This is a genomic window from Algoriphagus mannitolivorans DSM 15301 (genome assembly GCF_000429425.1).
Taxonomy (GTDB): domain Bacteria; phylum Bacteroidota; class Bacteroidia; order Cytophagales; family Cyclobacteriaceae; genus Algoriphagus; species Algoriphagus mannitolivorans.
On record NZ_AUBV01000004.1, the window covers coordinates 128,021 to 154,209 of the forward strand.

Below are 26,189 nucleotides of genomic sequence, written 5' to 3' on the forward strand. Positions count from 1 at the left end.
CAATGCATATCCAAGTACTGAAATCCAAAATCCATCGGGTCAAAATCACCCAGGCGGAATTACATTATGTGGGATCCATTACCATCGATGAAGATCTGATGGATGCGGCAAATCTGATTGAAAACGAGAAAGTTCAGGTCGTGAATGTGAACAACGGAGAGCGACTGGAGACCTATGTTATTAAAGGAGAAAGGGGAAGCGGCCAAGTATGTCTGAATGGTCCTGCGGCAAGAAAAGCAGCTGTAGGTGACATTGTCATCATCATCTCCTATGCCGGAATGGAATTAGAAGAAGCCAAAAAATACAAACCTACCCTTATCTTCCCTGACGAAAGAAACAGGCTGATCTGATGAGTCTAAAAATAAAACAAGCGATCCAAGTGACTGTCTCTTTGGGGATTGCCATTTGGATTTTTTGGCTTTTATACCGGGACATCGAGTTTTCAAGTCTAAAAGAGCAAATCTTATCCAGCAACTGGTTTTGGATCCTTCTCTCTTTGGGAATTGCTTGGGTCGGATATTGGATTAGAGGCTGGAGGTGGTCACTATTGATCCGGAAAGATGAAGGAATAAAAGTCAGCCCAAATCGAGCCTACCATGCCGTGATGGTGGGCTATTTGGTTAACATGCTGGTGCCAAGAGCAGGGGAAGTAGCCAGATGCGGAGTACTTTCCAGAAGCAATAATATTTCTCTAGGCCATCTATTGGGCACTGTGATTTTAGAAAGAAGTGTGGATCTGCTTTTCTTGGTATCCACGATTTTTTTGGCTTTTCTTCTGGAAAATCAGCTTTTTATTTCCCTCACCAATCAATTGATCGATCTGAATTCTCTTAGTCTAAAGCTTCTGCAAAATCTCCCAATGTTGATTGGGGCCTTAGCAGTTTTTGTGCTTTTGATATATTTCATTTTCCAAAAATTCCGCAATCGCGGGATCATCAACAAACTACAGTCCTTCTTCAGGCAAATGGTTTCAGGACTCAAATCAATTCAGTCTTTGGAAAATCCTTTGGGATTTTGGGCTAGTTCGATTGTGATTTGGATTATTTACTTTTTGACTATGTATACCGTCTCCATGGGAATCCAAAGTACTGCCAATTTGACTCCCGGCGAGGTCCTATTAGTCATGGTGATGGGAAGTATTGGCATGATTGCTCCTGTACAAGGGGGAATTGGCACCTTCCATGCCTTGGTGGCCTACATTTTGATCCAATTGGGAGTGTCAGAAAGTGACGGAAAGATTTTCGCAGCCATAATCCATGGAACCCAAGTCATTTTGGTCATGGTCGTCGGATTGATCAGTTGGATTTGGATGATGAGAATCCCCTCTTGGAATAAACCTGACAAGGACTAACTTCGTATTCACACCCAGTTAAACAATTATAAAACATGATTATTCTAATCGTAGTCGTTTTTGCAATCCTTGGATTTGTAGTTAGCAGCAGGCTGAAAAGCAAATTCAAAAAGTATTCTCAAACTGCTTTACAAGCAAACCTATCTGGTGCTGAAATCGCCAAGCTGATGCTTGCAGACAACAACATCCACGACGTACAGGTGACTTGCGTGGAAGGTCAATTGACAGACCACTACAACCCGATGAACAAAACCGTGAATCTTTCACCGGATGTGTATTATGGTAGAAATGCCGCCGCCGCTGCAGTAGCTGCTCACGAATGCGGACACGCTGTGCAACACGCCACTTCCTATACTTGGTTGAATTTTAGATCAGCCATGGTGCCTATTCAGAATATCTCCGGTAAAATCCTGAATATCGTTCTGATCGCCTCTTTGTTCGGGGGATTCGCGCTTGGCCTTCCAGTCCCTATCTTAGGGTATATAATAGTCGGATCTTATGGAGTCATGACCTTATTCACCTTGGTTACTTTGCCAGTAGAATTTGACGCTTCTAATCGGGCCTTAGCCTGGGTGCAGAGCAGAAACATCGTCACCTCCTCAGAATATGCCATGTCTAAAGACGCTTTGAAATGGGCTGCAATGACTTATGTGGTCGCTGCCTTGGCTTCTTTGGCTACACTGGCCTACTACATATATATTTTCTTTGGGAGTCGGGATTGATCCACATCAAAATAAAATTCGGAAAGGGGCAGTTTTTTGCCCCTTTTCTTTTTTTGATCTATCTTTTCGAACCGAACTTAAACCCAAAAAAATTTTCAGAAAAGTATGAACTTCAACCTTACAGAAGAGCATTTGGCAGTACGAGATGCAGCGAGAGAATTTGCCCAGACTGAATTGTTGCCAGGAGTAATTGATCGAGATACGGAGGCAAAATTCCCAAAGGAACAAGTAAGGAAAATGGGAGAACTTGGATTCATGGGAATGATGGTGGATCCAAAATACAATGGAGGAGGGATGGACACGCTTTCTTATGTCATTGCCATGGAGGAGCTATCCAAAGTGGATGCCTCTGCATCAGTTTGCATGTCCGTAAACAACTCCCTAGTGCTGTGGGGCCTTGAAAAGTATGGAACCGAAGCCCAAAAAGAAAAATACATCCCAAAACTGGCTACAGGTGAAATCATCGGAGCCTTCTGTCTTTCTGAACCAGAAGCCGGATCTGATGCTACTTCCCAAAGAACGACTGCCGAATTCAAAGGAGATCACTATATCCTGAATGGAACCAAAAACTGGATCACAAACGGAAATAGCGCCAGCGTTTACCTGGTAATTGCTCAGACCGATGCCTCGAAGGGACATAAAGGTATTTCTGTATTTATTGTGGAAAAAGGCTGGGATGGATTTGTGATCGGAAAAAAAGAAGACAAACTCGGCATTCGCGGCTCTGATACCCATTCTCTGATGTTCACGGACGTCAAAGTCCCTGTAGAAAACAGAATCGGGGAGGATGGATTTGGTTTTACATTTGCCATGGAAACCCTCAATGGAGGAAGAATTGGAATTGCCGCTCAGGCCTTGGGGATCGCAGCTGGAGCTTATGAATTGGCTTTGGCGTACTCCAAAGAAAGAAAAGCTTTTGGCAAGCCGATCAGCCAGCATCAGGCTATCCAGTTTAAGCTAGCGGACATGGAGACCCAGATCGAAGCCGCAAGAATGCTCGTCTATAAGGCAGCTTGGCTCAAGGACCAAGGGGAAGATTATGCCCATGCCTCAGCCATGGCCAAGCTTTATGCTTCAGAGGTTGCGATGAATGTCACCGTCGAGGCTGTTCAGGTGCACGGTGGCTATGGATATGTCAAAGAATACCACGTCGAACGTCTCATGAGAGATGCCAAGATTACTCAGATCTATGAGGGGACCTCAGAAATCCAAAGAATCGTAATCGCAAGAGGTATATTGCGATAAGTTTTTCAGATCTTGACAATAAGGGTATAATTACAAAAAATTATACCCTTTTTTTATTTTGCCTGTCATTGATGTAAAATATTACTGTATCTCTAAGGAAAAGTGATATTTTTACGAGGTAAACTCAAGCGCTATTCATGGATTATTACAATAAAATTATTGAATCGGTCCATATTCGATTTTTAAAAGGGAACAATTTCAAAATCGAAAGACCCGTCAGTGTAATCAATTATCAAGAAAACGAAAACGGTCTGATTCTCCTTCATCATGGCACCATGAAATTCGGTGATGAGCAAGAGCTCGTCAATGAGGGCGAGGTACTTTTTCTTCCCAAAGGTCGAAAAACCACTTTGACCTTAGGTGCTGGGAATAAAAAAGCAGACTTGGACTTTGAGCAGTTTTCGGATAACAAGCGAAAATACCTCCAAAGCATCAGCTTCAAAGACATCAAAAGCGCAGAGGAAGACTGCATTTCTTTGGTAAATTTTGAATCCAAGGTCTTTGACGTGGTCAACTTTTTCAATTCTCTGGACATTCCACCTTTCATTATCAGATTTAATGACCGAGTAGCATCCTTGGTGGAAGACATCGTCAAAGAGTTAGAAACCGGCACCGTAGGTAAAGAAAGAGTTTTGAAGTCATTGTCAGAGATCCTGATGATTGAGTTGCTAAGGCACATTCTGAAAAACCGACTATTCACCGAGGAACTGTCCACCAACGCGACTTATTTCAAAGATCCTCGGTTGATTGATCTTTTCAGTTTTATTAAAACCAACCTCAGCGGAGACCTCAGCAATAAAGTATTGGCAAAAGTTGCCAACGTCTCTGAAGACTATGTGGGTCAGTATTTCAAAATGCTAACTGGCATCAATCCACAGGATTACATCGAATATCAGCGTATGGAAGCTGCTGTGGACTTGTTGAGAACTTCCAAAAAGTCCATCCGGGATATCGGAAAAGAAGTCGGCTATAAAGACACTGCTTACTTCTGCCGACGTTTTAAAATGATGTACGGGGTTCCGGCCGGAAAAATGAGAAGAAGAGAGTCTCTAATTAATGTTCAATGAGTGGTTATACCACTGCTTAAGATTAAGAACCTCGGCCAAAAAGCCGGGGTTATTTTCTGCACCATTCCCAATGACGACCAGGTCAGCGCCTGATTCAAATGCCGTTTTTACTTTTTCTGAGGAATTTAATCCTCCTCCTACAATCACCGGACATTTGACTTTGTCCTTCACTATTCTGATTGCTTCAGCACAAACCGGCTTGCTTGCACCACTTCCAGCATCCAGAAAAAAATAGCTCATTCCCAAAAACTTTCCTGCCAAAGCAGTTGCGGAAATCAAACCCAATTGGGAATTGATCAAAGGCATGGTTTGACTGATGGAATGCACGGCGAGGATTTCCCCATCATTGATCAAAAGGTAGGCAGTCGGTAATACCTCAAGTCCTGATTCACTCACTTCTTCAGCCGCTTTGACTTGCTGACCGATCAAAAACTCGGGATTTCTTCCCGAAACAAGTGACAAAAACAAAATAGCATCAGCCTCAGGGGAAATCTGATGATAAGAGCCCGGGAATAAGCAAATTGGAATTTGACGGGATTGAGAGCGAATTGATTTAATCAAACCTTCCAGCCTGATTGGATCTGCAGTACTCCCACCAATCAAAATCAGATCCAAGGCCGAATGCCTAATCCATTCAAAATCCTGTATCGAAAATTCCTTCTCAGGGTCAATCAACCAAGCCAGGCCTTTACTCCCGGATTGAAAAAGGCCCTGAAGAAGCGACTGGACTTTACTCACTTTTTGTTTCCTGCTCGCTGGATGGGGAAGAGAAGATCGCGCTGTAAATTTTATCCTTTGCCAATGCCAATCCTAAAATCAATAATCTTTCAGAAAGACTTGGCCAGAATCTGGACTTCTTGGTCTCGGTCAGCCGCTTTTTGATATCCTCATTAAGCAGCCCTTCTTTTTCCAAAACCTCCATGGCCAGGTGTGTTTTTTCGGCTTTTTTCTTTCGGGTAGTTTTGACAATCGCATAGGTCAGCAAGGCACCTGCACCCACTACCGCCGCGATTTTCAACCAGTCTTCCGACTCCCTTTTTAATATCTCCAGCTGCTTAGCCAGCGTTTGCTCGAGCTCTTCAGATTGCTTCTCTAGTTCCTTACTCATGGTTATCTTTCCTTTTTCGTGATTTAAAAATAAAGTCATCCAATACATTCCCGGCTTTTTTCTGAAGTCTGAAAGAATCTCTTGTCACATATAAGACAATCACCGCCAATAGATATATCAATGCCACAATGAAAAATCCCAGATAAGGACTCTGCGTGACCTGGCTGAGGTAAAATGCTAGGGAAAGGGAAAGAAAAATAAAGGACATCATGATCATGCTTCCCACTACAAACAGAAGCACAAGGCGAGAAAGGATGGAAACAAACTCTTCTTGGATTTCCTGCTTGACTAGGCTCACTCGTGTTTCCACGATGCCTTTTACTGTTTGGACTATTTCTCCAATTTTTAGCATAAAGAATAATAAATAGGATGAATACCGGTACCCGAATATACTTTAAAACCTAAGAGCAAAAAAATCAAAGCTGCTCTACCACTTCTCCCTCCTGATAAAATTTATACCTCAATACCAACTCCAGCGCCATCAAAATCGCCTGATTGATGGGATATTGAGTGGTTAGGTATTCATCGATATCATGAAGCTGCGTGTACCATGCAATTGAAACCGGAATCGGAAAACCAGAATTGATTCTCTCAGTAGTTTCCTTGAATTCCTGCGGAAATTTTTCCTTTAGGATTTTGCAGGTGATCAAGTCCTTATTTCCAGTCTTGGAATTCTTGCGGCTGGAAGCCCCGAATAATCTACAGATCAATCCCCTATGTTTGTAACTACCGCAAAATCCCTTCTTCTCGTCATCTGCCTGAGCTCGGTAAATAATGCAGTTTCCAGGTTTTTCTTCTAAAGCCAATTGATTGGCAAATTCCTCCGCCAAACCTTTGTCATAGAGATCAAATGCCAAGGGCAAAAACTCCAAAGGCGTCGCTGGGATTTTAGGATTGGCACAGCAAAAACCACAACCTGCCAAACAGCTTAAGCCACCTTGCCTGTAAAACTCACTTGTCTCTTCCTCTAATTCCCGGAAAAGCTCCTCCACCAATTTGGACTTCTGCTGAAGATTCATTCAATTTATTTTCAGTTGGCAAAATTAGGTTGGAGAATCGGCTATTAATCCAAAGAGCTGAAGATTTTTTAATCCTGGTTATCAATTGCTTATGGACATATTGGTTACAATCCTGTCCATTTACTGATTAGAATCGTTTTTTTGATGAGATAAACAGTTCGAATATGAGTCACATTGATGAAAAAAAATCGGATGAAAGAATCCGCAGGGCTTTTGAGGAGAGAGATTGGAATGAAATAAAAAGTGAAAACTCCTGGGCGATTTTCAAAATCATGTCGGAGTTTGTAGAAGGCTTTGAAAAATTAGCCAAAATCGGACCTTGCGTTTCTATTTTTGGATCGGCCCGAACTCCCAGAGATCATGAATATTACCAAATGGCTGAAGATATCGCCGCAAAGCTGGTCAGACATGGCTACGGAGTAATCACCGGAGGTGGTCCAGGTATCATGGAAGCCGGTAACAAAGGCGCCTATTCAGAAGGAGGTAAATCTGTCGGTCTCAATATCCAATTGCCATTCGAACAATTCAATAATATCTACATAGACCGGGACAAGTTGCTGACCTTTGACTACTTCTTTGTAAGGAAAGTCATGTTTATCAAATATGCCCAAGGTTTTGTGGTTTTGCCCGGTGGATTTGGAACCTTGGATGAATTCTTTGAGGCACTTACCTTGATCCAAACCAACAAAATCGGAAGATTCCCGATTGTTTTGGTCGGTAAAGATTATTGGGAAGGATTGGTAGACTGGATAAAAAAGACCTTGCTAAGAGGCGATCCCAACTACATCAGCGAATCGGACCTAGATCTTTTCACAGTAGTAGATAATGCTACCGATGCAGTGAAGGCTATTGATGAATTCTACAGTAAGTACTTGTTGAGTCCGAATTTTTAAACCGGAATTTGGCAAATCACACTTTCATAAAAAACAAAAGGGCCTTCGAAGTGAAGGCCCTTTTTGGTGGTATAAATTTGAATTTTTAGCTGACTTTAAGCAAAAGCTCTCCTTGTCTTTTGACGACTTTAAGGTCGAAATACTGGTTGATAAATGCCTTGCAGTGATTTTCAGCCCATTCTGCTCGTGTCTCTGTATCAAAGAGAATCGTCATTCTCAACATGGTTTTGACATATTGTTCATGCTGACCGAGCTTTTTTACCCAATCAATAAAACAGGCCTCCCATTCTTCCTTGAACTTGTCAAAATGACTTCTCCCGTCAAAAAGAAACTCCAACTGGTTATCTCCATGTCTGAATCGATAAATCCCGCAAAGCTGGCGGTAAATCAGTCGGATCCGATCTGAGGGATACTCAAATTCATCCAAAATCCTGGCATAGGTGGAATCCATTAGCTGAAGTGGATTATATAAAAAAGTATAAGACCGCTTTAATTCGTAAACCATTTGCTCCAATAACTCCTCCTCCATGGCAAACTGGGCTTGCCGGAGAATGTAATTTTTGTCTAATGGAAAAAGCTTATCGATCATATTGTCACTGGGATGGGAGCAAAAATACAACTATTCCAAGAAGTTCATCTGTTAAAAGAACATGATTTTCAATTTTTCCAAAGAAAATTAGGACTACCAGTCTGCCGGTCTTCTCGATTGATAAGCAGCCATTTGATCCAAAAGATCCGAAGGGTCATCTGATATGATCAGCAGCTCCTCCTGCTCAGGATATAGAAATCCCTGCTCCATGGCATGATTGAGAAACTCCAAAAGCTTGTCATAGTATCCATTGACATTGTACAGTGCCAAAGGCTTTTGGATGTAGTGGAGTTGATTGAGTGTCATAATCTCAAATAGCTCTTCCAAAGTGCCGATTCCTCCCGGCATGGCGATAAATCCATCACCACGCTCCGCCATCAGCCATTTTCTGTCTCGCATAGTCTCCACAATGATCAACTCGGTACAACCTTCATGCGCGACTTCCCGGTCCACCAGTTTTTGAGGAATAATTCCCAAAACATCCTTCCCGGCGGCCAACATTTCATCCGCTATTACTCCCATCAGTCCTACTCTTCCAGCGCCATAAACCAAAGAAAGGTCTCTTTGGATCATCTCTTGCACCAAAGCTCTTGCACCGGCTTCAAAAACTCCGCTGTTTCCTTTTTTGGAACCGCAATAAATTGTGATTTTCTTCATGACTTGAAATTAACTAATCCAACGCTCTCCCAAACTCAAGTTTGGAAGGAATCTGAAAATTTTGAATTTAAGAACCCTAAAATGAAAATCTGTTTCGCCACCAACAATGTCAAAAAAATTGAAGAAGTCAAAGCTGCCCTAGGAGAAGAGTTTGAAATTGTGTCCCTGCAGGAGATAGGGTGCCATGAGGAACTCCCCGAAACAGGCGACACTTTGGATCATAACGCTTTCCAAAAGGCCAGGTACGTCAAGGACAACTATGGAGTGGACTGTTTTGCGGATGATACCGGACTTGAAGTTGAGGTATTAAACGGAGCTCCGGGAGTCTATTCCGGGAGATTTGCCGGAGAGCCTCGAAGTGATGAGCGGAATATTGACCTTTTGCTTTCCAAAATGGAAGGAAAAGAAAACCGAAAAGCTCGCTTTAGAACAGTCATTGCCCTGATTTTGGAAGGTCAGGAATATCGCTTTGAGGGAGTTGCAGCAGGAGAAATCATTCCTCAACGGGTTGGAAGCGGAGGGTTTGGGTATGATCCGGTATTTAAGCCGGACGGGTTTGAACACACTTTTGCGGAACTCAGTCTCTCAGAAAAAAATGAAATCAGTCATCGTGGAAAGGCCGTCAAAGCTTTGATTTCCTTTTTAAGCCAAAGAAAATTCTGAGCACAAGCCAAAATTAAATTATCTTTGCCCCTCATGAAAAAGCCATTCATCGTCGGGATTACGGGAGGCTCTGCCTCTGGGAAAACATTGTTTTTGGAACGTCTGCTTAGCACTTTCGAGCCCGGGGAAGTATGCCTAATCTCCCAGGACAATTACTATAAGCCCAGACATTTGCAACCGGTAGATGCTCAGGGGGTTCACAATTTTGATACTCCACACAGCATCGATTTCGAGCAATACGCCTGTGATATCAGGAAAATCCAAAACGGTGAAACAGTCCATCGGGAAGAGTACACTTTTAACAACGCTGCCAAAAAACCAAAAATGCTCACCTTCGAAGCTGCACCGGTAGTGGTGGTCGAAGGTATATTTGTATTATACTATCCCGAACTAGCCGATCTTTTGGATTTGAAAATTTTCATTGACGCCAAAGATCACATCAAACTGAAAAGAAGAATCATCCGGGACAAAGTGGAGCGAGGGTACGATTTGGACGATGTGCTTTATCGCTATGAAATGCACGTGATGCCTACTTATGAGAAATACATCAAGCCCTTCAAAAATGAAGCGGATTTGATTGTTCCAAACAATTCAAGTTTTGACCGTGCTTTGGATGTGGTACGGACTTATTTGAGGTCCAAAACAGGCATGTAATCCAAAAAATCGGACTGAAAAGGCTTGAATATCAAATAATGCATATATTTGCCGCGCATGAAAAGTACCCGAACATACACTAGCCTTATGAGACAGCGGATCACGCTGTTGCTGGCTATTTTGTTTTGTATGTTCATTTCCAGCGTCGAATTCACTCCTTATCAGGACGAAATTACCAAAACTGAACAGCAAGGCGATCAGCCTGACCAAACCTTCCTCAAGGTAGCAGTAGATGCCGTGGTGCCTTTTGCACTGCATATCGTGCATTCAGTTTTTCACCTGCTCTACCAGGTTTTCAGCTTTGAAATCAAGCTTCCGTCCATCGAGACGACTACTGCATCGATACCCTTATCCTGGGTAGAGATACTTTTTGAGCGGATTATTTCCACTAAAGGACCCTAAGAAAAGCCACTTTTCGCCTTTAATCCCTTCCTGAATCAGGAAGACCTAATTCTGTATTTCTAATTCAATTTAATATCTAATTCCTTATGCAAAACAAAGGTGTCATTGTGTTTTTGACAGTGATTATTACAGCACTTTGCCTGTATTATCTGTCATTCACATTCGTATCCAATGGCGTACAGCAAAAAGCTACGGCTTATGCTACAGACGCTTCCGGCAATATCGATTTTGCCAAAAGAAGAGCTTTCCTAGACTCGATCTGGAGACAGCCAGTTTACAATTTCCTAGGTGCAGATTATACCTATCAGGAAGTCAAAGAAACCGAGCTTGGACTTGGCCTTGACCTTCAGGGCGGGATGCACGTGACCCTGGAAGTTTCCCCGGTGGAAATTGTAAAGGGAATTGCTGGCAACCCAAAAGATGAGGCCTTCAACAAATCCGTGGATGAAGCAAGAGAAGAAGCCAAGACTTCCAACGCTAGATTTGTGGACCTTTTCTATTCTGCCTGGCAGAGAAACAACGCGGGCAAAAACCTCAGCAGCATCTTCGCTACTGCTGCAAACCGCGGTCGGATCTCTTTGGAATCTTCTGATTCTGAAATTTTGGACCTTATCAATACTGAGGTAGAAAATGCCATCGACAGATCTTTTAACATCCTAAGAACCCGTATCGACCGATTCGGTACTTCTCAACCAAACATTCAAAGAATTGCTGGTTCAGGTAGAATCCAGATCGAATTGCCCGGGGTTGACAATCAGGAGCGAGTTAGAAACTTGCTTCAGGGTGTTGCTAAGCTTCAATTCTGGGAAGTATTGGAACTGAACGAATACGGTGGAGCTATCGAAGCGATCAATTCTACCTGGGTAGCAGACCAAAAATCATCCACTACACCAGCGGAAACTCCTTCTACTGAAGGTCTCTCTGAGGAAGATTCTTTGAAAAATGTATTGGAAAAGCAGCTTCAGGAGCTGGATCCAATGAATCAGTCCACAGATGTATCTCCATTGATCAACTTGATCAAGGCCAACTATGGCTTGGTGTATGACGTACGTGACACCACTGCGATCAACAGAATTCTTAAAAACGAGCGCTACGCTTCTTTCCTTCCTAGAGATTTGAAATTGCTTTGGGGTGTAAAGCCTACCAAAGCTGAAGACGGATCCGAGCTATTAGAGCTTTATGCCATCAAAACTACCCGTGGTACTGACCAGGCTCCTCTGGAAGGAGATGTGGTAACCGATGCTAGACAGACTCTGGACCAGACTTCCAGACCTGCTGTATCCATGCAAATGAATGCTGAAGGTGCCAGAAAATGGAGAAAACTTACTTCCGAAAACATCGGTCGAAGAATCGCTGTGGTTTTGGACGACTATGTTTACACTGCTCCAGTGGTAAATGGGGAGATTCCAAATGGTCAATCCGAAATTTCCGGAAACTTCACCTTGTTGGAAGCACAGGATTTGGCAAACATCCTAAAGTCTGGCTCTCTTCCAGCGCCTACACAAATCGTAGAAGAAAGCATCATTGGTCCAACTTTGGGTAAAGAAGCTCAAAGCCAGGGTATCATCTCTATGGTTGCCGGCTTGGTCTTGGTAGTCCTTTTCATGATCGCCTACTACTCCAAAGGCGGCTTGGTGGCAATTGCGGCATTGGTATTTAACGTATTCTTTATCCTAGGTATTCTTGCCCAGTTAGGTGCTGCCTTGACTTTGCCGGGTATTGCGGGTATTGTATTGACCATCGGTATGTCCATCGATGCTAACGTGTTGATCTTTGAGCGTATCAAGGAAGAGCTTCGAAACGGAACTGGCTTGATGGCTGCAATCAGCACAGGTTACAGCAAGGCTTTCTCGGCCATCTTGGATGGTAACGTGACCACGTTCTTGACAGGTGCAATTCTTTATGCTTTGGGCCAAGGTCCTATCAAAGGATTCGCGATCGTATTGATGATTGGTATTGCATGTTCTTTCTTCTCGTCCGTATTCATTACCCGAGTGATCATCACTTGGATGTCTAAGAAGGGTGACAAGAGCTCTATCAACTTCTCTGCACCATTTGCAAAGAATGCTCTTTCAAGCCTGAACATCGACTTCTTGAGCAAGAGAAAAGTTGCTTACCTGATTTCTTCCTCAATCATCGTAATTGGTTTGGCTATTGCGGCGATCAGCGGATTGAAATTTGGAGTTGACTTTACAGGTGGACGTTCCTACATCGTAGCCTTCGACACCCCAGTTGTTCCTTCCGAACTGAAAGTAGGTTTGGACAGCGAATTTGACGGATCTGTAGAAGTAAAAACCTACGGTGCAAACAACATCCTAAAAGTGACCACTTCCTACCTGATCAATGAGGATGACGATGCTTCTAACAAAGAAGTAGAGACCAAAGTAAAAGAAGGAATTGCCAAGGTGACCGGCTTCTCTTACATTGAAAATGCCGAGCAGATCGGAGCAAATCAATTCTCTATCACTGGATCATCCAAAGTAGGGGCTACGGTAGCAGACGATATTAAAGCTTCTTCTGCAGAAGCCATGATTGCTGCATTGATTGCCATCTTCCTCTACATCTTGATCAGATTCCGTAAGTGGCAGTTCTCCTTGGGCTCTATTGTAGCCTTGGTGCACGACACCCTGTTTGTGATTGCTGCTTTTGCGATTGCAAGTGCTTTGGGAGCTACTTTCGAAATCGACCAAGTATTCATTGCGGCAATCCTGACAGTAATCGGTTACTCCATCAACGATACCGTGATTGTATTTGACCGTATCCGGGAAAACATCGAAAACAGAGGAACCAACAAATTGGTCAAGGTATTTAACGATGCAGTCAACCAAACTTTGGGCAGAACTTTGATCACTTCCTTTACCACTTTGATCGTGGTGATCGTCCTATTGATCTTTGGTGGAGAAGTATTGAGAGGATTCTCCTTCGCCTTGTTTGTCGGTATCACTGTTGGTACTTATTCTTCCATCTATATCGCTACCCCTATTGTGGTTGACTTGATGAAGAAAGAAATCGAAAATGAACAAGCTGCTAAGGAGACCAAGAAAACAGCTTAAATAAGAATATCCCCATTTAAAAGGAGCGGAGTTTTTTCCGCTCCTTTTTTTTGCTTTTCAGCCCCAGAAAAATGCTATCTTTTCAAAAATTCTCAACCACTAACTATTCATAAATGAAGATTTCAAAAGAAGACTTTGACCAAATGAAGGCTAAGTATGACAAGGAAGTCAAAAAGGGAAAACCCGCGAAATCCAAAAAAGGAGATGTTGTCAATCAGACTAGTTGGATTTTTTTCGATAGGGAAAGTATAGAAAAAGTACTCGCCCAAGCTGATCCAGATCCCAAAAAGGGAGGTATAAAATTCCACTTTTCGGAATACACTAAGGAGACCGCTGAAAAATACCATCCCGGAGAAGGAGATCAATACGAAGGCTTGATGACATTAGTCTTTGAGGCTGCTTCCGCGGACAATCTTACGGTGGAAGACAGCTCCGATTTGGAAAATATCGGTAGAATGTGCCCTCCAACTTGTGAAATCTAATTGGTGAATTGGTGGTGGGTTTCCTCAAATCGTTAGATTATTATATAATTATTATTTATGTTTTTAGTTTGTTGGGGATTACTGCCTATTTTAGGCTCCCAAAAGAACGGCGGAAGCAAAGAGTCAACAAATTTGTAGCGGGTTCCTTAGCATTGGTTTCCTTTTATGAAAGCTTGGCCTATTTTCTGGTTTCTTTACATACGGTAAACGCTTGGGTTTATCTGCTATTCTTCCATCATTTCGCAGTTTATCTCAATCTGGCAATTATCCAGGAATTTGTACTGAACAAGAAAAGAAAATGGATTATCCGAGGGTTCATCCTGGTCCATATTGTATTTTCCGGTCTTCCCCTTCTTCTGGGGATTATTCCTATCAATGATAATGGAGAATATTCTTCTATTCTTGGTTCCACATTCATTATTGTTTCTTGTTGGATATTTTTTTATGAGTTGGTCCTTGATGATAGATATTTGGCAATAAAGCCAATTAGATTTTCTGGGTTTTGGCTCATAACCAGTTTGCTATTTTTGTTTTCAGGCTCCTTCATGATTTTAATTTCTTACAGCTATTTGATCAATAATTATTTAGAAATGTATTACGTTGTGATCGAGGTAACCCGTACCTCTGCCATGATTTTTTATGCCTTTTGTTTTATAACTCTGGCCAATTGGAAAGGATATTTTCAAACCCAAACTCCCGTTTCTTATGAGTGAAATTGAAAGCCAATACCTGGTCTTTTTATTCGGAGGGATTTTCTTTGCACTTTTGATGACTCTTTTTGTGGTCGGAATTGTATTTGCTCACCAACAACGACAACTTAGGAACAAGCAAAAACTCGATCAGGTAAAAGCTGAATACGAAAAAACGATCCTAAATACCGAATTTGAAATTCAACAGCAAACCTTAAGTTATGTCGGAAGAGAACTCCACGACAATATTGGTCAACTTCTTTCTCTGGCCAAACTTTACCTAAACTCATCCAAACCCGAAAAACTAGCCGAAGGAAAAGAATACATCAACGAGATCATCAGGGAGGTCAGAAGTCTTTCCAAATCTCTCAACCTGGATTGGGTGGAATCCATCAGTTTGGAAAAGTTTGTAGAAAATGAATTGAACAAAATCCAATCTACAGGCTTTTGTGAAATCCATCTTGAGGCTCAAGGAACTATTGAGGATCTCTCCAAGGATCAAAAACTGATTTTGATCCGGGTCATTCAAGAATGTCTGAATAACATCCTCAAACATGCCCATCCTTCCAAAATCCAGGTTAAGATTTCCGCTTCCCAAAAATCCATTCAAATTTTGGACGACGGGAAAGGATTTAATCCTGCTGTGGCTTCCAAAGGAAGTGGCATGGCCAATCTCAAAAAACGAATGGAAACCATCGGAGGAAAATTTTCTTTGGAATCCGAAGTCGGAAAAGGAACGAAGATTGAACTGATTTTACCCGCCAATTAACCAATTTCTCTATTTGCAGAAATCCCAACAGTTGACGCCCAAGGAATCAAGACTGGGATTTTCATGTTGAAGTCCGAATCGTATTTAGGAGACCAGTACTCCATGACGATTTCCCATTCTATGACCCTTCCAAAAACCAAAAAATGCCTACAAAGCTTGCAGGATTTGGTATATTATTAGTCTCAAGAAATCAAGGATAGTCGTTATTCTGGAAAAAAGGAGAACATAATAGAATTACCAAACCCCTTGCTCTACAGCGTGTAAGGAAACTAAGAAAAAGTGTTTCAAGAATTTTTTACCAAATTAAACAACAACCTCTACAGCCAGACCTTACTTGTCTTAGGGGCTTTGGTGATTTTTTCCTTCTTTTTCTTACCTAAAGAAAAAAAGAGAAGGCCTGAATTTTTCTACTTATTTCTCTTTGTGGTTCTGGTGTATTTCTACGAAAACTTTGCGATCTACATGCTGGTAGACAAAAAAAGCAATGCGTTTTTCCATAGTATGATCAGCAGCACTCCTTTCCAAGGTTGGAACATTTGGATTCTCAATTTATTCAATTACCAAATTTCGAAAGCTCTCCTTCTTATTTATATCCTCCAATTAATATACTCCCCTCTTAGAAAAACAATCCTAAAGGGAATACTCTTTTTCTTTGTGGGTTTTTGTCTGATTCTTCAGGTGTCCGGTTGGTATCCCTTGTATAACTTCCAGCCCCCCATTTACTTTTTTGGAAATTCCGCCCTTATTTTTGGAAGTGGACTGTATTTTATCGATTTGATCACTGAGGAAAAGCATTTGGAAATGGATTTGATTAAAAACTGGAATTTCTGGATTATTACCTTAATTCTTTTCCAAAGTGCCCTGTCATTTTTGGCTGATATAGCCTACGATTATCTTGTATTTAATGATCTGGACCTCTATTTCTTTTTCAATTACATTTCGATGGTTTTGTATCTGCTGATATTCTTAACCATTGGTCTCTATTTCTTTTTTGAAATTCGAAAAGAAAAAAATAAAACAGTCCGTCATGCAGCCTGAGGCAAGCCAATTCACTTTTCTGTTATTCTCAGGAGCATTCCTAGCCTTATTGATGGGAACCTTTGTCGTAGCCATGGTCGTCCTGCACCGCCAAAGGCAAATTCAAAACCGGGAAAAGATTGAAAAAATCAAAACTGAATACGAAAAAACTCTTTTGAATATCGAAAACGAAATTCAACAAGAAACACTTACGCAAGTCGGCCGGGAGCTGCACGACAATATCGGTCAGTTACTTTCCTTGGCCAAGTTGAACCTGAATTCCTCCAAACCTGAAAAGCAGGCTGAAGGCAAAGAATACATCAATGAGATCATCCGAGAGGTGAGAGGTCTTTCTAAATCCTTAAACTTAGATTGGGTAGAATCCATCACTTTGGAAAAATTTGTTGAAAATGAACTGCGCAAAATCCAATCTACAGGATTCTGCGAAACTCATCTCGACTCCCAAGGAACCATTAAAAACCTCACCAAAGATCAAAAACTGATTTTGATTCGAGTCATTCAAGAATGCCTAAACAATTCGATTAAGCACGCCCACCCCAATCAGATTTCAATTACGATTTCTCCGGAAAAAAGAACTATCCAAATCTCCGATGACGGAAAAGGGTTTGATACCTCTATTGCTTCCTCAGGAAGTGGCATGACCAATCTAAAAAAGAGAATGGAAGCTATTGGGGGTAAATTTAAAATCCACTCTACCCTTGGAAAAGGTACAGATATCAATTTGGTGTTGCCAAATTAGATTATGCGTCTTATTTTGAGAAAGATTTAGTACCTACGCCCTCTTCGCCTAATAAACTCCCCTTTTATGATCCGGATCGTACTCGCTGACGACCATAAGCTTTTTGCCAAAGCCCTCGAGGGTTTGATCGAGGAGCATGAAGGGTTTTTGGTGCAGGAAGTATTTCCCAATGGAAAGGAGCTGGTCGAGTACCTCAAAGGAAACCCTGTGGACGTAATCCTAACGGACTTGAATATGCCGCTAATGAACGGATTTGAGGTCCTCAAATTTGCCAAAAAAACTATCCCGAATACCAAAGTCATCGTCCTTTCCATGTACGATGAGGAGAAGATTTTCAAAGAAGCCATTAGCCTTGGCGCAGATGCTTTTATTTTGAAGGATGCAGATCCTGATGAATTGATTTTTACTATTACAGAGGTTTATGAAGGCCGGTACCTGAAAAACTTCAACCGAGTCATCGAGCAAGCGAAGCAGGGGCCTTTCTTCGATGGGTTTAGAGAAAAATACCGCCTTTCTCGGCGTGAGACCCAAATTCTCAAGATGATCTCTGAAGGAATGATCAACAAAGACATCGCTGATACACTTTCTTTGAGTATCCAGACCATCGAAACCCACCGGAAAAATATCAACCAAAAACTTCAGGTCAATTCCATGGTGGATCTTCTCAATAAGGTCAAGGAAATGAACCTTTAATTTATTACCATGAACTCCCCGATAAAAACAGCTTTGGTAGGCTACGGATCTGTAGCTGAAAAAATGCACGCTCCCCTAATAGACGTTTGTCCGGACCTAGACTTGGTGGCTGTTGTAGAAAGAAGGGACAATAAATGTGAGAAAAAATTCCCCAATGTGAGGACATTTCGCAGCTTGGAAGACCTCTTGGCAGCGAACGCAGCAGACTTGATTTGCATCACCACCCCCAATGAATTTCATTTTCCCATGGCCAAAAAATGCCTCCTAGCAGGGAAGCATGTGGTCGTGGATAAGCCAGTCACCATCCATTCTTGGGAGGCAGAAGAATTGGAAAAAATCGCTTCTGAAAAGGGACTAATCTGCAGCGTTTTTCACAACCGGAGGTTTGATGGGGACTACCGAACTTTGCAAAAAATCGTAGCCGAAAACACCCTTGGAAGACTGGTATATTTAGAGTCTCATTTTGACAGGTTTAGACCTCAGGTGTCAGAAAACTGGAGGGAAAAAGACGGGCCCGGAAACGGGATAACTTACGACTTAGGATCCCATTTGATCGACCAGGTAGTTTTGCTTTTTGGAAAACCTAAGGCCTTGTTTGCAGATATCCAAAAACAGCGAAAAAACGCCGTAGCGGACGATTATTTCGATATTTCACTCTTTTACGAAGGCTTTAAAGCCAGAGTGACGGCCAGTGTTTTGGCCAATGTTCCCACTCCAAAATTTCTGCTTTTAGGAGAAAAAGGAAGCTTCCAAAAGTACCATTTAGATGTACAGGAACAAGCCTTCAAAGACGGCATAAAACCCGAAGGACCGGATTGGGGAGTGGACCCCAAAGAACGCTGGGGCACCCTCTATTTGGAAGACCAAAACACCCCAGTCCAGACCGTCAACGGAGACTATAGAATCTTCTATCAAAATGTGGCGGATGCCATTGTCAAAGGAAGTCCTTTGGAGGTGACTTTACCTCAGACCATCGCTGTATTGAAACTGATCGAAGCGGCATTTATCTCTGCTGCTGAGGGAAGGAAAATTTTTCGGGAAGAAGGAAACTGGTAATTCGATTGGCCTGGGCTTTGTCTATCGACATACCAACCAACCAAAAAATTACCATGAAAAAGTTATTCTTTCTTTCCTTATTCCTGATGGGCTTGATATCAGTAGCCCAGGCACAGGTCAGCGTCGGGATCAACTTCCAAACTTCCGATACATTTATCACCGTCGGCACGGATGCTGACAAGGAATTCTTTGGAGAAGCCCGATTAGGTCTAGCCCATGATTTGGGTCTCGAGCTGATGGGAGGATATAATTTCCTGAGAAAATCAGATGTCAATGCTTACGTGGGTGCAGGATTGGGAATTTTGGGAAATCACCACCATCACAAGCATGACCATCACCACAACGATTTGCATTTGGCAATTCCAGTAGGGGTTTTGATCAAGCCTTTTGATAACAAACAATTCGGGTTCTTAATAGAAGCCGCTCCCGTATTTGCCAATGATCACGGGAACTACTTGAGAGGTGGGATTGGAGTGAAGTATACTTTTAGATAACCAAATCCCTCTGGACCTGAGATCCAGAGGGATTTTTTAGTTAGAAAAATACTGTGGCTCCGATCTGGAAGGAAGAAAACAAGCGAACACTCAAACTTTCCCTCGTTTCCGAACCCTGAAAGGCCACTCCGTTTACCGTCCTTTTCCAGTAATCTATCAGCGTACTTTGCAGATGGATGCCGAGTTGCTCCTTGACCATGTACTGCAATCCCAGGCTGGCATTTGCTTCGATTCCATTACTTTTTGAAAGAACCATCCGGTCAGATGCCCCGTTATCGTTCCAGCCAGAATTGCCCCAAAAACCGCCAAAGCGAAGGTCACCATACAAAAAGAGTTTGTCTCCCGCAGGGATGTATTTCCTTGAAAAAACACCTACACCATAATCGAACAAATTGCCTCTCACCAGAGAATTATAGCCACTTTCTCCCTTGCCCCAGCTTACGCCGAAACTCGGAGACAGTCCAAATGCCCAATGATCCCGGACAAAATATCCCAATCCCGGACTCAGCGTAAATTGCTTATTTCTACTTGAGAGAGTATAGGCTCCCCAAGGAGAACCTAGCGATTCATTGTTCTGTCGATTCAAGGAAAGGCCAACTTGCCCATCGAGCATCCAGGAGCCTTTCTGAAGTTGTGCTAGGCTCACAAAAGTGAGCGTAAGCAGAAAGAATAGTACTAAAAACAACCTCTTCATTTCTTGGTCAGAAAAAAGTTAACACCTAAGGTAATCGCAGAAGTATCAAGCCCTAGATCAAATCCGCTTGACTTTTGATCTGAAGAACTATGACCGTTTTCCAGCTGCGAAGAACATGTCGAGAAACTTAGCGGAGAAATCGACAGATTGATTCCTAGCCATTTCTTGGGGAAATAGGCCATTCCAGCTGTTGAATCAAAAGCAAATTCTTTGGATTGTGTATTGGTTGACGTATTGGGGGAGGCAGAAAAGTTGGTGAATTCGGATCGGGAATGATAGTAGCCCACCCGCGCTTGCAAAAAGAAGCTAAAAACCTCACTCATCGAGATATACTTTCGGACAAAAGGTGCGATGCCAATGGAATTGGAATTGGATTCATTTTGCAGAGTCTCCGAGCCTGAGGAGCTGACCGAGGTAGTCTTTTGGTTAGAACCGCTTATCGGCAGACTCAAACCCAACACCCATTTTGGCTTAAAAAAATAGCCTACATCAGGACTTATATTAAATGCTGAATTGGTGAATTCCCGAGCAACAGCGACGTCCTCCTCCGATTGCGAAGAAGTCGAGCTGTATCCAATTCCTCCTCCGAGAAGAATGGTTCCTTTTTCCAGCTGACCAAAGGCCGTCAAGGAAATCAAAAAAAGGGGCAGTATGGCCAAAATGATTTTTTTCATTGATTTTGAATTTGAAGGGTTGGAGTTTATGACGACAATAAAATTATTTAGTTCTGTAATTGAGATTAAATAATTCTCAGGAGTTTTTATTTACCTGGTTTAAAACCACTTGAAGTTGAAAAATCCTTACTCAAAAATTAAAAATCACTGAACCATGACTTCTATTGACTTCATCGAAATCAATTTGTTTCCTTATTTTTGCGCCCTATGGCAAAAACAGAGACTCCGGGCGAAAACGCCCAATTGAAAGATATTATTTCCCATGCCAAAGAGTATGGTTTTGTATACCCTAGTTCCGAGATCTACGACGGCTTGCAAGCTGTCTACGATTATGGGGCTTATGGAGTAGAATTAAAAAACAACTTGAAGCGTCTTTGGTGGGAAACCATGACCCGAGTGCATGAAAATATCGTCGGCATCGACGCGGCGATCTTTATGCATCCTACCACCTGGAAGGCTTCCGGTCACGTGGATTCTTTCAACGATCCTATGATCGACAACAAGGACAGCAAAAAGCGCTACCGTGCCGATGTCCTCGTCGAAGAGCATGCTGCCAAGTTGGAAAATGAAGGACAGGTGGAGAAAGCTAAGTCTCTGACCGCTGCTTTGGCGAGATTGCTAGAAGCTGAGGACTTAGCTGGCGTGCGTGATCTGATCACCAACGAAGGCATCAAATGCCCAATTTCCGGCACGTCCAACTGGACCGATGTACGTCAGTTCAACTTGATGTTTTCTACCCAAGTGGGTTCGGTAGCGGAAGATGCTTCCACTATCTACCTGCGTCCGGAAACTGCTCAAGGGATTTTTGTCAACTTCCTGAATGTGCAGAAGACGGCCCGAATGAAAGTTCCTTTTGGAATTGCCCAAATTGGAAAAGCCTTCAGAAACGAGATTGTAGCCCGTCAGTTCATCTTCCGTATGCGTGAATTTGAGCAGATGGAAATGCAATTCTTTGTACGCCCTGGCACTGAGCTCGACTGGTATCAAAAATGGGCGGAAACCCGGATGAACTGGCATTTGGCTTTGGGAACTCCTGCCTCCAAACTCCGCAAGCATGACCATGAGAAGTTGGCGCACTATGCCAATGCCGCCATGGATATCGAATTCGAATTTCCATTTGGTTTCAAAGAAGTAGAAGGAATTCATTCCAGAACTGACTTTGACCTGAAATCCCACCAAGAGTTCTCCAAAAAGAAGCAGCAGTACTTCGATCCAGAGATCAATCAAAACTATATCCCATATGTGATCGAGACTTCGATCGGTGCAGATCGATTGTTCTTGTTGACGTTGTGCAATGCCTATACTGAGGAGAAGTCCGAGGAAAAGAGCAGAACCTTCCTCAAATTCCACCCGGCTATCGCACCAGTGAAAGCGGCCATCCTTCCTTTGACCAAAAAAGACGGTTTGCCAGAAAAGGCCCAAGAAATTGTGGACCTGCTGAAATATGATTTCAACATCATTTATGAGGATGCTGCGTCCATCGGAAAGAGATATGCCCGTCAAGACTTGATCGGTACGCCATTCTGTATCGCCGTGGATCACCAGACTTTGGAAGACAATACCGTCACCATCCGTCACCGGGACACCACCGAGCAGGAGCGAGTAGCCATCTCTGAGCTTCATGGACGAATCGCGGAGGCGACTAGCTTTAGAAGAATATTTGAGAAGATTTAATGCCCGATGTCGGGTGTCCGATGACCGATGTAAAGCCGTCAGAATTGAGTTTCTGACGGCTTTTGTCTTATATCTTGTGTCTTAAACCTAATGTCTAAACTCTAAAACTCCACCTTCCCCTTTTCCTCCCCTTTTCCTAAAAGCATGCTTCGTGGGGATTTGCTTTGGAAATAGACATGGACAATATTCTGCTGGCCTTTGAATTCTTCCAGTAGAATTGTGTTTTTCATTTCCACCGTTTTGGGAACTTCGGTGGCAGCCGACTCCAAATAAAACCAGGCTGCATCTTCCTCCACCTCGTAGCCCAAATACGTCAAAACCACGGGCTTTCCATTCACCCAAAGCTGATTGTGCTTTAGCAGGTAAGTCTGAAGCTGTTGGTTCAATTTGACCTTGTCTTTTGGGTTCAAAAAATCCACGGATTGGCCGAATTCCTTTCCCAAAGAGACTTCCAGATCATCCCAGAAAATCTTTTGCGCCACTTCCATTTTTTTCGAATTGGAATTGTACCGCATTTCAGTCAGGCTGATAAAGAAGGGATGAGCCAAAATCATCCAGAATGAGGTCAAAACGGAAATTAGGGTGAGATTCATTTAGTGGGGTCGATCATCTGTACTTCGCAAATAATGCCGTATTATTGCCTGCAATTTAACTCTTTCAGAAGCTTTTCACCCAAATATGTCTTCCTTTCAATTGTATTTCAAGCTTGGGCTCCAGCATATCCTGGATATCAACGGTTTTGATCATATTTTATTTGTTTTGGCCCTGTGCGCAGTTTATGTAGCTAGGGATTGGAAAAAAATCCTGATTCTGGTAACTGCCTTTACCATCGGCCATTCTCTGACTTTGGCCTTGGCCACTTTCAATATCATCCAGTTCCGCTCAGACATCATCGAGTTTTTGATCCCGGTCACCATCGCCATCACCGCTTTGGTCAATCTGTTTAAAAACCGTCCTTCTACTGGCAGGGGGGTTCAGCTCAATTATGTCTTTGCAGGATTCTTTGGGTTAATCCATGGGCTGGGTTTTTCGAATTATCTGAAGGAACTTCTAGGAAAAGAAGCCAGCATCTGGCAGCCTCTTTTAGCTTTTAACCTAGGATTGGAAGTAGGACAAATCGTGATCGTCGCGGCCTTTTTACTCTTGACTTCCTTGCTTCATTTGGCAGGAGTAAATCGTAAGGATTGGACGCTGATTGTTTCTGCTTTTGTACTCGGAGTGGCTTGCATGCTGCTCTTGGAAACCAAATTTTGGTAAAAATTTACCGTCAAAAACAGAATTCTTTTCTGTTTGAAAATCAATCCTTTTATTCGCAATTCTTACTCTTTAATCATATGATCAAAAAACTTATTGCTATTGCAGCAGTTGGGGTGGCTGGTATTCTACCAAGTTTAGCCCAACATACTGAACAAAATCATGGATATCGATTTGAGCAATTGGGAACCATGCTCCGCACCCCAAATGTCTACCGAACAGCCTCTGGGGCTCCAGGACATATGTACTGGCAGCAGCAGGCCAATTATGTGATCGATGTAGAACTGAACGATGATAATCAATCCATCAAAGGTTCTGAAACCGTCACTTACATCAACAATTCTCCAGATCAGCTGACCTACCTTTGGCTGCAACTGGATCAAAACAACCGAGGCAAAGATTCGGATACGCCAAAAGTGGAGGAATCCAGCATAGGACCGAGAATGTCTTTGCGGGCCTTGGAAGGAATTCTTTGGCATTCGGATGATTATGATGTGAAAATCCACTCCATCAAGGATGCGAAAGGAAATCCCTTGCATATCGCCATCAACAAAACCATGATGCGTGTGGATCTCCCTCAACCTCTAAAGGCTGGTGAAACCTTTACTTTTTCCATCGATTGGAGCTTCAATATCACAGATCGCGTTGGCTTTATCGGTGGACGTCCGGGCTATGAGCTTTTCCCTAAAGACGGAAATTACCTCTACACCATGTCGGAGTGGTTTCCAAGAATGGCTGTGTATTCAGACTTTGAAGGATGGCAAAACAAGCAATTCCTGGGTTCCGGTGAATTTGCCCTGACTTTCGGAAATTATGAAGTAAGAATCACTGTACCTGCGGATCACATGGTCGGTGCTACCGGTGTCCTTCAGAACCCAGAGGAAGTACTTTCCGCGACCGAACTTGAAAGATGGAAAAGAGCTACCCAGACGTATGACAAGCCGGTGATCATCCGAACTCAAGCAGAAGCGGAGAGACTGGAAAAAGGAAAATCAAAAGACAAGAAAACTTGGATTTTCAAGGCTGAAAATGTGCGTGATTTCGCATGGACCTCTTCCAGAAAGTTTATCTGGGATGCGATGGCTGTGAAATTGGGGGGAAAAGACGTCATGGCGATGTCTTACTATGCCAAAGAAGCCAATCCCCTTTGGGAGCAATATTCTACCCGAGTGGTCGCCCACACCTTGAAATCATATTCTGCACATACCTTTGATTATCCTTATCCTGTGGCGATTTCGGTAGAAGCCAGCAACGGTATGGAATACCCTATGATCTGCTTCAACTACGGAAGACCAGATGCTGACGGAACCTACTCTGAAGCCATCAAAAACGGAATGATCGGGGTAATTATCCACGAAGTAGGCCACAACTTCTTCCCGATGATCGTCAACTCAGACGAGCGTCAGTGGACCTGGATGGATGAGGGCTTGAACACCTTTATGCAGTTCATGGCTGAGCAAGAATGGGACAGAAACTTCCCTTCCCGTCGTGGACCAGCACATAAAATCGTGCCTTACATGAAAAGCGACAAAAACTTGCTCGAGCCTATCATGACCAACTCCGAAAACATCATCCAGTTTGGCCCAAATGCCTATGCTAAGCCTGCAACTGCCTTGAATATCCTTCGTGAGACAGTAATGGGTCGTGAGCTATTTGATTTTGCTTTCAGAGAATATTCCAGAAGATGGATGTTTAAACACCCGACTCCGGATGACTTGTTCAGAACTTTGGAAGATGCTTCTGCGGTAGATCTGGACTGGTTCTGGAGAGGATGGTTCTATGGTACAGATCCGGTCGATATTTCCATCGAAAATGTGAACTGGTACAAGCTGGACAACAGAACTCCGGCAGAGAAAAAAGCAAGTGCCAAGGCTGAATTCACTAAAGACGAGACGAATGTCAGCCGTAACTTTAACGCCAAGGATGTACCACAGACCTTTGTGGAATCCGATCCTGCGACGAAAGATTTTTACACCACTTACAATCCTTTCACCGTAACTCCAGAGGATGAAGAAGCATACAAGAAATTCATGGCTAGCCTAAGTGAAAAGGAAAAGGCCTTGCTCAACAGCAACATGAACTTCTACGAAATGACCTTCAAAAACGTGGGAGGCTTGGTGATGCCACTGATTATTGAGTTTCACTATGCCGATGGCACTTCTGAGATTGAGAGAATTCCGGCTGAAATCTGGAGAAAAAATGAGTCTGAAGTAACCAAGGTATTCCCTAAGAAAAAGGAAGTCGTTCGTTTTGTCCTCGATCCAATGCGCGAAACTGCTGATATCGATGAAAGCAGCAATTATTGGCCAAGACAATACCTGCCGACCCGCTTTGAACTATTCAAGGGTACTGGAGGAGTCCGAGGTGCTTCTATTGGGGACAACCCAATGAAAAAGGCCCAGAAGAAGTAAAAAGCTGGAAGTCGGAAGACAGAAAAGCGAAGTAAATGAATCATCAAGCCCCGGAGAAAAGCCTCTGGGGCTTTTTTTGGTCCTAAGAGGAAGCAACAG

Annotated in this window: 29 protein-coding genes; 20 read left to right on the plus strand and 9 right to left on the minus strand. The window is 42.9% G+C overall.

The window, feature by feature from the left end:
• Positions 1 to 2 precede the first annotated feature (2 nt).
• From panD to G458_RS0103110, 5 genes are all read left to right on the plus strand, one after another.
• Entirely contained in the window at positions 3 to 350 is a 348-nt protein-coding gene (panD, locus tag G458_RS0103090) for an aspartate 1-decarboxylase (protein WP_026950612.1), read from the plus strand.
• A complete protein-coding gene (locus G458_RS0103095; RefSeq protein WP_035467680.1) occupies positions 350 to 1,351 on the plus strand; it encodes a lysylphosphatidylglycerol synthase transmembrane domain-containing protein in 1,002 nt (333 codons plus the stop codon). The genes panD and G458_RS0103095 overlap by 1 nt, the downstream gene beginning before the upstream one ends.
• 35 nt (positions 1,352 to 1,386) lie before the next feature.
• Entirely contained in the window at positions 1,387 to 2,073 is a 687-nt protein-coding gene (locus G458_RS0103100) for a zinc metallopeptidase (protein WP_026950614.1), read from the plus strand.
• A 105-nt stretch (positions 2,074 to 2,178) separates the two neighbouring features.
• A complete protein-coding gene (locus G458_RS0103105; RefSeq protein ID WP_026950615.1) occupies positions 2,179 to 3,318 on the plus strand; it encodes an acyl-CoA dehydrogenase in 1,140 nt (379 codons plus the stop codon).
• Between the two features lie 137 nt (positions 3,319 to 3,455).
• Complete coding sequence (locus tag G458_RS0103110; protein WP_026950616.1) at positions 3,456 to 4,385, plus strand: helix-turn-helix domain-containing protein; 930 nt, start codon at positions 3,456 to 3,458, stop codon at positions 4,383 to 4,385.
• On the opposite strand, the gene G458_RS0103115 is transcribed toward G458_RS0103110, so the two are convergent.
• The 4 genes from G458_RS0103115 to G458_RS0103130 form a co-directional block, all read right to left on the minus strand.
• A complete protein-coding gene (locus G458_RS0103115; RefSeq protein ID WP_026950617.1) occupies positions 4,368 to 5,123 on the minus strand; it encodes a geranylgeranylglyceryl/heptaprenylglyceryl phosphate synthase in 756 nt (251 codons plus the stop codon). The two genes, G458_RS0103110 and G458_RS0103115, sit on opposite strands and share 18 nt — an antisense overlap.
• Entirely contained in the window at positions 5,116 to 5,493 is a 378-nt protein-coding gene (locus G458_RS0103120; protein WP_026950618.1) for a hypothetical protein, read from the minus strand. The genes G458_RS0103115 and G458_RS0103120 overlap by 8 nt, the downstream gene beginning before the upstream one ends.
• Positions 5,486 to 5,845, minus strand: a complete 360-nt coding sequence (locus tag G458_RS0103125; RefSeq protein WP_026950619.1) for a phage holin family protein — start codon at positions 5,843 to 5,845, stop codon at positions 5,486 to 5,488. The genes G458_RS0103120 and G458_RS0103125 overlap by 8 nt, the downstream gene beginning before the upstream one ends.
• Positions 5,846 to 5,909: 64 nt before the next feature.
• Entirely contained in the window at positions 5,910 to 6,512 is a 603-nt protein-coding gene (locus G458_RS0103130) for a YkgJ family cysteine cluster protein (RefSeq protein WP_026950620.1), read from the minus strand.
• A 164-nt stretch (positions 6,513 to 6,676) separates the two neighbouring features.
• Between G458_RS0103130 and G458_RS0103135 the strand changes: the two genes are divergently transcribed.
• Positions 6,677 to 7,405 carry an LOG family protein gene (locus tag G458_RS0103135; RefSeq protein WP_026950621.1) on the plus strand — a complete coding sequence of 243 codons (729 nt, stop codon included), beginning with the start codon at positions 6,677 to 6,679 and terminating at the stop codon, positions 7,403 to 7,405.
• 85 nt (positions 7,406 to 7,490) lie between these two features.
• Here the strand turns inward: G458_RS0103135 and G458_RS0103140 are convergent, their stop codons facing one another.
• Together G458_RS0103140 and G458_RS0103145 are read right to left on the minus strand one after the other, a co-directional pair.
• Positions 7,491 to 7,994 carry a hypothetical protein gene (locus tag G458_RS0103140; RefSeq protein ID WP_026950622.1) on the minus strand — a complete coding sequence of 168 codons (504 nt, stop codon included), beginning with the start codon at positions 7,992 to 7,994 and terminating at the stop codon, positions 7,491 to 7,493.
• A 93-nt stretch (positions 7,995 to 8,087) separates the two neighbouring features.
• On the minus strand, positions 8,088 to 8,651 hold the full coding sequence (locus G458_RS0103145) for an LOG family protein (protein ID WP_026950623.1): 564 nt from the start codon (positions 8,649 to 8,651) through the stop codon (positions 8,088 to 8,090).
• Between the two features lie 81 nt (positions 8,652 to 8,732).
• Between G458_RS0103145 and G458_RS0103150 the strand changes: the two genes are divergently transcribed.
• The 11 genes from G458_RS0103150 to G458_RS0103210 all read left to right on the plus strand — a co-directional run bounded on the left by G458_RS0103150 (position 8,733) and on the right by G458_RS0103210 (position 19,383).
• A complete protein-coding gene (locus G458_RS0103150) occupies positions 8,733 to 9,314 on the plus strand; it encodes a non-canonical purine NTP diphosphatase (protein WP_026950624.1) in 582 nt (193 codons plus the stop codon).
• A gap of 33 nt (positions 9,315 to 9,347) precedes the next feature.
• On the plus strand, positions 9,348 to 9,968 hold the full coding sequence (udk, locus tag G458_RS0103155; protein ID WP_026950625.1) for a uridine kinase: 621 nt from the start codon (positions 9,348 to 9,350) through the stop codon (positions 9,966 to 9,968).
• Between the two features lie 57 nt (positions 9,969 to 10,025).
• Positions 10,026 to 10,370 carry a hypothetical protein gene (locus G458_RS0103160; protein WP_157359675.1) on the plus strand — a complete coding sequence of 115 codons (345 nt, stop codon included), beginning with the start codon at positions 10,026 to 10,028 and terminating at the stop codon, positions 10,368 to 10,370.
• Positions 10,371 to 10,456: 86 nt separating this feature from the next.
• Positions 10,457 to 13,423, plus strand: coding sequence for a protein translocase subunit SecDF (gene secDF / locus G458_RS0103165; RefSeq protein ID WP_026950627.1), 2,967 nt, complete (start codon positions 10,457 to 10,459; stop codon positions 13,421 to 13,423).
• 113 nt (positions 13,424 to 13,536) lie between these two features.
• A complete protein-coding gene (locus G458_RS21300) occupies positions 13,537 to 13,905 on the plus strand; it encodes a hypothetical protein (RefSeq protein ID WP_051286995.1) in 369 nt (122 codons plus the stop codon).
• A gap of 705 nt (positions 13,906 to 14,610) precedes the next feature.
• Positions 14,611 to 15,363: a sensor histidine kinase gene (locus G458_RS0103180; protein ID WP_026950629.1), complete on the plus strand. Its 753-nt coding sequence runs from the start codon at positions 14,611 to 14,613 to the stop codon at positions 15,361 to 15,363.
• Between the two features lie 279 nt (positions 15,364 to 15,642).
• Positions 15,643 to 16,401 (plus strand): hypothetical protein, encoded by a 759-nt coding sequence (locus G458_RS0103190; RefSeq protein WP_026950630.1) that lies wholly within the window; start codon positions 15,643 to 15,645, stop codon positions 16,399 to 16,401.
• Positions 16,391 to 17,140 (plus strand): sensor histidine kinase, encoded by a 750-nt coding sequence (locus G458_RS0103195; RefSeq protein ID WP_026950631.1) that lies wholly within the window; start codon positions 16,391 to 16,393, stop codon positions 17,138 to 17,140. The genes G458_RS0103190 and G458_RS0103195 overlap by 11 nt, the downstream gene beginning before the upstream one ends.
• Positions 17,141 to 17,206: 66 nt before the next feature.
• Entirely contained in the window at positions 17,207 to 17,833 is a 627-nt protein-coding gene (locus G458_RS0103200) for a response regulator transcription factor (RefSeq protein ID WP_026950632.1), read from the plus strand.
• 9 nt (positions 17,834 to 17,842) lie between these two features.
• On the plus strand, positions 17,843 to 18,889 hold the full coding sequence (locus G458_RS0103205; protein ID WP_026950633.1) for an oxidoreductase: 1,047 nt from the start codon (positions 17,843 to 17,845) through the stop codon (positions 18,887 to 18,889).
• 53 nt (positions 18,890 to 18,942) lie between these two features.
• A complete protein-coding gene (locus tag G458_RS0103210) occupies positions 18,943 to 19,383 on the plus strand; it encodes a hypothetical protein (protein WP_026950634.1) in 441 nt (146 codons plus the stop codon).
• Positions 19,384 to 19,423: 40 nt separating this feature from the next.
• Here the strand turns inward: G458_RS0103210 and G458_RS0103215 are convergent, their stop codons facing one another.
• Both G458_RS0103215 and G458_RS21305 read right to left on the minus strand, forming a co-directional pair.
• On the minus strand, positions 19,424 to 20,029 hold the full coding sequence (locus G458_RS0103215) for a hypothetical protein (RefSeq protein WP_157359677.1): 606 nt from the start codon (positions 20,027 to 20,029) through the stop codon (positions 19,424 to 19,426).
• Positions 20,030 to 20,073: 44 nt separating this feature from the next.
• Complete coding sequence (locus G458_RS21305) at positions 20,074 to 20,751, minus strand: outer membrane beta-barrel protein (RefSeq protein ID WP_026950636.1); 678 nt, start codon at positions 20,749 to 20,751, stop codon at positions 20,074 to 20,076.
• Positions 20,752 to 20,958: 207 nt separating this feature from the next.
• Between G458_RS21305 and G458_RS0103225 the strand changes: the two genes are divergently transcribed.
• Positions 20,959 to 22,425: a glycine--tRNA ligase gene (locus G458_RS0103225; RefSeq protein ID WP_026950637.1), complete on the plus strand. Its 1,467-nt coding sequence runs from the start codon at positions 20,959 to 20,961 to the stop codon at positions 22,423 to 22,425.
• 101 nt (positions 22,426 to 22,526) lie between these two features.
• On the opposite strand, the gene G458_RS0103230 is transcribed toward G458_RS0103225, so the two are convergent.
• Positions 22,527 to 23,018: a DUF6702 family protein gene (locus G458_RS0103230; RefSeq protein WP_026950638.1), complete on the minus strand. Its 492-nt coding sequence runs from the start codon at positions 23,016 to 23,018 to the stop codon at positions 22,527 to 22,529.
• 85 nt (positions 23,019 to 23,103) lie between these two features.
• Between G458_RS0103230 and G458_RS0103235 the strand changes: the two genes are divergently transcribed.
• Positions 23,104 to 23,682, plus strand: a complete 579-nt coding sequence (locus G458_RS0103235) for a HupE/UreJ family protein (protein ID WP_026950639.1) — start codon at positions 23,104 to 23,106, stop codon at positions 23,680 to 23,682.
• Positions 23,683 to 23,759: 77 nt separating this feature from the next.
• Entirely contained in the window at positions 23,760 to 26,090 is a 2,331-nt protein-coding gene (locus tag G458_RS0103240; protein ID WP_157359679.1) for a M1 family metallopeptidase, read from the plus strand.
• The last annotated feature ends 99 nt before the right edge of the window (positions 26,091 to 26,189 follow it).